The sequence below is a fragment of the Caballeronia sp. genome, assembly GCF_049581465.1.
Lineage (GTDB): Bacteria > Pseudomonadota > Gammaproteobacteria > Burkholderiales > Burkholderiaceae > Caballeronia.
In genome coordinates, this window is sequence record NZ_JBAUSA010000389.1 from 1 (window position 1) to 5399 (window position 5399).

Here is a 5399-nt window from a genome sequence, read left to right on the forward strand (position 1 = left end):
CGTCAATCCGCTCGATCATCGCCCAGCGATCGAAGGGGTCCCCGTGCGATACATCAGCGAATGTCCTACCGCCGTACCGCCCTATTTGAACCACGGGGTCGTCGCTTTGAAGCGCGCCCTGCTCCGCTCGCGTATCAACGTCTACGATCCAATGACAGTCGAATTACTCTCCTGCCTCCAAAATCCCCACGACCTATTCGCAAATTGGGAATGGCCCGATCGCCTCGCAACCATCGCGCGTTAATTTGGACTGTCGTTCGAGTTACTGAATGCATCCCTCGAATATTCGACTTGTTGAACCCGGATAACGTGATTGACCGCTCCGCCCGGTAACAGGCAGTGCAGGAGAAAAAATCCCGCGCTATACGGAAGACGGGTTGCGTTAAACCCTTCCGGGACATCACCCTCGTCTCACAGAGCATCCGGCGGCCAGGCGTCTCGCCACGCCCAACCGCCGGTGCGCTGCCTCCCCGGCTCACACCATTCGTCGACGAACGCCTCGTTGTCTTAGTGGCTTGTCGTGTCCGCTAACGAATTCCTCGCGCTGAACTTAAGTCAGCTCCTGCTCTCTCTCGCTACTGCACGGCCCCCCGTGATTCGCAGATACGCCGCTTCGAGCGGCTTTGTCGGCATTTGTTTATGTTCGTTCGTTGAGTTGATTAAGCCACGAACTGACCGTTTCCACATCCCCACTTACGTGGGCCTACCAACGGATGGGAACAAGTAATCAAGGTTTTAAGCTTAGTTAGCGACTTAAAAATATCCGTAAACCACCGCTGATGTCATCGATTCTTTATCGTCCGTGTCCTAAACTGCAACTGGGCAAATCGCAACGCTCACCATGATGCTTAGCTACCTCTGCGTGGCCGAGGGCTCGCGGGCGTTATCAACACCCAAGAACCAAGCAACATCCGCGCTATCTACACCGCCTTATCGATCCAATTGCAATTCAAGAGTTAACGTCAATCAAGGTTGCTGCCCCACTTTCCTAGTGATTCATTAGACCATTTAGGATGACAAATCATGCGGCTACAACAACGGCTTATCGCAGAACTGTTTGGCACATTTTGGCTAGTCATTGGCGGTTGTGGCAGTGCGGTACTTGCCGCAAAGTTCCCAGGAACCGGCATTGGTTTCGCGGGGGTAGCCCTGGCATTCGGTCTTACCGTCGTCACCATGGCCTACGCGATCGGGCACATTTCAGGCGCCCATCTGAATCCGGCTGTCAGCGTTGGATTGACGGTCGCGGGCCGATTTGCGGTGAAGGATCTTTTGCCGTATATCGTGGCCCAGGTGATCGGCGCGACTCTGGGTGCGTTCGTCTTGTCGATAATCGCGAGCGGTGCACCCGGATTCGATCTCGCTGCGAGCGGCTTTGCGACCAACGGATATGGCGACCATTCGCCGGGTAACTATTCGCTGACGGCCGCGCTGGTTTGCGAGATCGTGATGACCTTTTTCTTCGTGCTGGTGATTCTAGGCGCCACCGACGGCCGTGCCATCTCGGGATTTGCGCCGCTCGCCATCGGCCTTTGCCTGACCTTGATCCACCTTATATCGATTCCTGTTACAAACACGTCCGTTAATCCGGCGCGCTCCACCGGCCCGGCGATATTCGCGGGCGGCGCCGCCCTGACCCAGCTATGGCTGTTCTGGGTTGCGCCGATCGTCGGCGCAATCATCGCCGGCCTGCTGTATCCACGGCTTTTCCCGGATAAGGTAAGTGGCACTGCTCCGGGGCCGCTTGCTATCGATGCACCTTGAGTGGCTTGAGTGCCTTCACTAAGTCCGGACCCGTTGGAAGAGGTTCTGCTAGCGGTGCGGGTTAAGGGAGGTCAAGGCGGTTTTGCCATCGGTGAGCAGAACCGCCCCCCGCCCTAACGCCCAGCGAAAAACTCCCCCGCCGCGGCCAGCGCCAATTCCACCTCCGCCGGCCCGACATCGAGATGCGTGACCCATCTCTGCCGAAGCGCCCCATAAGTCGATGTCACGGCAATCCCGCGCGCAGCCAAATATCCCGCAAAGGCCGGCGCGACCTCAGCCGCGACATCCACAAAAACGATGTTCGTGTCCGGCATCACCACCGATAACCCCGGCATCGTCGCAAAACCCTCCGCCAGCGCGCGAGCATTTGCATGGTCGTCGGCAAGTCGCTCGACGTTGTGATCGAGCGCATAGAGCCCCGCCGCCGCAAGAATTCCCGACTGCCGCAGACCGCCGCCAAGCATCTTGCGCAATCGCCGGCCTTTTTCAATCAACGCCGCCGAGCCGACCAGCACCGATCCCACCGGAGCCCCCAATCCCTTCGAAAGACAGACGGAGACGGTATCGAACGGCTGCGCCAGGACATCGACCGGCACGCCCAGCGCTTCCCCCGCGTTGAACACGCGGGCGCCGTCCAGATGGCACGCAAGCCCATGGCGGCGAGCAAGGGCAGTGGCTGCATCGATATAAGACAGCGGCAGAACCCGGCCTCCGATCGTGTTTTCAAGCGCGAGCAGTCGCGTGCGGGCAAAGTGCGAATCGTCCGGCTTGATCGCGTGTTCGATATCCGCCAGCAACAATGTGCCGTCAGCCTGATTGGCAAGCGGCTGAGGCTGGATGCTGCCGAGCACCGCCGCGCCTCCCGCTTCCCATCGGTAGCAATGCGCCATTTGCCCAACGATGTATTCATCGCCGCGCTCACAATGCGCCATGAGCGCAATCAAGTTGGACTGCGTACCCGACGGCACGAACAAGCCCGCTTCTTTCCCAAACAGCGCGGCCATACGCGCTTCCAGCCGCGTCACTGTCGGGTCGTCGCGGAAGACATCGTCGCCGACCTCCGCGTTGGCCATCGCGGCGCGCATGCCTGGGCTGGGACGGGTGACGGTGTCGCTGCGGAAATCGTATCGGACGGCTGTATTCATGGCTTCTCCTGAAAGAACGTCTATGGTCGCATCTCAGCCGCTGCTGGCCTATACACAACAGCATCGAATCTGTTACAGACAACAACGTCAGTCTGACAATTGCCTTGCAGGCATTCCGATGGCCGGACATTAAGAATTTTTAAGCAGTGGAGCGATGGCTTTTTCATGGCCGGAGCTTTACGGTTATAGAACTCATTTGCCGGGGCGCACGAGCCGTCAGTAAAGTTGCGACAAGCGGGAATATCCGTTCTCAACTGCGCGATCGTGCCTGCCTTGGCGGCCAGGGAACTCCACTCCTGTCCGGCCATTCGTCCGGAGTGTTTTGCGTCTATCAGCCATCACACGTACCGACATGAGAAAGCCTATGTCCTTCGTTATTTCGCTTGCGGCTGGCTTTGTCGTAGGACTTCTTTACTACCTCATCAAAGTGCAGTCGCCCGCGCCGCCTGATCGCTCCGATAAGTGAACCTCGTTCCCATGAGCCGTTGGCAACTACGGGGCCGCCCGGGCGGCGAATATAAGCAAATCGAATAGGAGCAGGTATGGCAAGCGCTTCGTTGCGTCGCATCGCCTCGGTTATCGGACTTGCGTGGATCGTCCTCGCGGCTTCGTCCTACTCGTGCGCGGCACTCGCGGACGCCGAAAATCGTGTGCCGTCGACTGTGCAGAGCGTCGCCGTCGCGCCGCAATATGACACTACTCACGTGTACGTGTCGAACGATGACCTCGATGCCTTCGTCAACAGCTTCCTGGCGACGTTCGGCGGAAAAGCGTCCCCACGTGCCGTTTTCACGGTCACGCCAACGCCTAGCGCGACCGCGTCGCAGTATGTGCAGACACCCGTTGGCATGTTGTCAGTTTTCGCGTTCCAGACGCCAATCCCCTACCCTTTCGGCGACGAGCGAACCGGATATCTGGTGACGGACATCTTCGCGGCGGTGAAAGCCGCTCGCGCAGCTGGCGCGAATATTCTTGTCGAACCGTTCGACGACCCCATCGGCAAGGACGCGATCATCCAATGGCCGGGCGGCCTGACGATGCAACTTTACTGGCATACCAAAGCGCCTTCATACGCGCCCCTCGAATCGGTCCCGGACAACCGCATCTATCTTTCCCGTTTTGCGGCCGATGACTTCGTGCGTCGCTTCGTGCGCTTCTCGCACGGGAAAGTTGTATCAGACGACGCGCATGCCGATGCAGGCGCTATCGGCCGGCCCGGCGAGACTATTCGCGAGATTCGCATCGCGTCGGCATTTGGCCGGATGATCGTGTTTGTCACCGATGGCAAGCTGCCCTTTCCCTTCGGTCGGGAGACGACGGGCTACGAAGTCGCTTCGCTTGGCGACACGTTGTCCAAGGCTCAGGCAGCAGGCGCCAAGGTGCTGTTTCCGGCCTATAAGACAAGCACGGGGAACACGGCCGTCCTGCAATTTCCGGGCGGCTACATAGCTGAGATACACGATGTCGCCAAGTGACGGCGGCAACAGTTCCGTCCGACGTAATCTCGTAGCGAGACTTTTCCTCTGCCTCCGTCGACTAGCGGGCGCACAGGCACTACGGATCACGCGCCCCAGGAACATTTTGCAAGCGAAACGTATGCGTTGCGATTACTTAGTACCGGACCCGAGGAGAACCGCGCGTTTTCCCTTGGATGAAAGAAAATGTTAATTCTGTAGTATGGAAGAACCCGCGAAGCAATGCCGCCGGACCTGTCAGCGCGCTTTTCTTGCGACGGTGCAAATTAATATCCACGGAGATGCAAATGAACAAGCCTCAATACGGCGATCCATTTAGCCAATTCGCTGCGATGTTTCAGCAATATCAGTTGCCTGGGCTCGACGTATCAGCGATCCTCGAAGCCCGTCGAAAAGATGTTGAGGCTTTGGCAGAGGCGAATCAGATAGCTTTCGGCGGAATGCAGGCTATTCAAGGCAAGCAACTGGATATCCTGCGCCGGGCGCTCGGCGATTTTCAAACCATCACCCAACAGCTTGCCTCGTCTCCGGCCAAGCCGCAGGTTAATCCCACCGACGCAGTGCAAAAGGCGCTACACGCCGCTTTGGCCGACATGCAGGACATTGCGCAGAAGACTCAGCAGGCGCAGACGGAAGCCTACGCGGTCGTGTCGAAGCGGATGGAAGACGCCGTGGCCGAGTTGAAGGCGTCGGTGAACCCTCCGGCGAAAAAATAGCAGCGTCTCGGCGGCGTTCGCACTAGGTCAGTTTGGCCTAGTGCGAGCAAGTACGCATTCGCACTTGAGGGTTCTGCCAGTGGGGCAAGGGCGGAGTGCCTTTGCGACCGCAAGCAGAACCGTCCAAACCGCCCCGACCCGCCACGCCCTAGTCGGCCGCCGCCCCCGCGGCATTGCCCGCTCCTGCCTGACCAGCGCCCTTCAACTTTTTGAACGCGGCCTCTCCCACTGTATCCAGCCGGTCATTAATATTGTCCGGCGTAACGCCCGCACAAAGCCGGCTTAATTGATTCGGGCTA

5 protein-coding genes and 1 pseudogene are annotated in these 5399 nt (G+C 58.7%); 5 read left to right on the forward strand and 1 reads right to left on the reverse strand.

What is annotated here, in order from left to right:
* Positions 1 to 244: pseudogene (locus tag WCA53_RS09635) on the forward strand (hypothetical protein); the annotation flags it as partial.
* A gap of 779 nt (positions 245 to 1023) precedes the next feature.
* Positions 1024 to 1764 carry an aquaporin Z gene (gene aqpZ / locus WCA53_RS09640; RefSeq protein WP_423908453.1) on the forward strand — a complete coding sequence of 247 codons (741 nt, stop codon included), beginning with the start codon at positions 1024 to 1026 and terminating at the stop codon, positions 1762 to 1764.
* Between the two features lie 113 nt (positions 1765 to 1877).
* Here the strand turns inward: aqpZ and ltaE are convergent, their stop codons facing one another.
* Positions 1878 to 2909 carry a low-specificity L-threonine aldolase gene (ltaE, locus tag WCA53_RS09645; RefSeq protein WP_423908455.1) on the reverse strand — a complete coding sequence of 344 codons (1032 nt, stop codon included), beginning with the start codon at positions 2907 to 2909 and terminating at the stop codon, positions 1878 to 1880.
* Between the two features lie 364 nt (positions 2910 to 3273).
* Between ltaE and WCA53_RS09650 the strand changes: the two genes are divergently transcribed.
* The 3 genes from WCA53_RS09650 to WCA53_RS09660 all read left to right on the forward strand — a co-directional run bounded on the left by WCA53_RS09650 (position 3274) and on the right by WCA53_RS09660 (position 5100).
* Positions 3274 to 3375, forward strand: coding sequence for a DUF1427 family protein (locus tag WCA53_RS09650; RefSeq protein ID WP_423908458.1), 102 nt, complete (start codon positions 3274 to 3276; stop codon positions 3373 to 3375).
* 76 nt (positions 3376 to 3451) lie between these two features.
* Positions 3452 to 4384, forward strand: coding sequence for a glyoxalase (locus tag WCA53_RS09655; RefSeq protein WP_423908460.1), 933 nt, complete (start codon positions 3452 to 3454; stop codon positions 4382 to 4384).
* Between the two features lie 281 nt (positions 4385 to 4665).
* Entirely contained in the window at positions 4666 to 5100 is a 435-nt protein-coding gene (locus WCA53_RS09660; RefSeq protein ID WP_423908463.1) for a phasin family protein, read from the forward strand.
* Positions 5101 to 5399 lie beyond the last annotated feature (299 nt).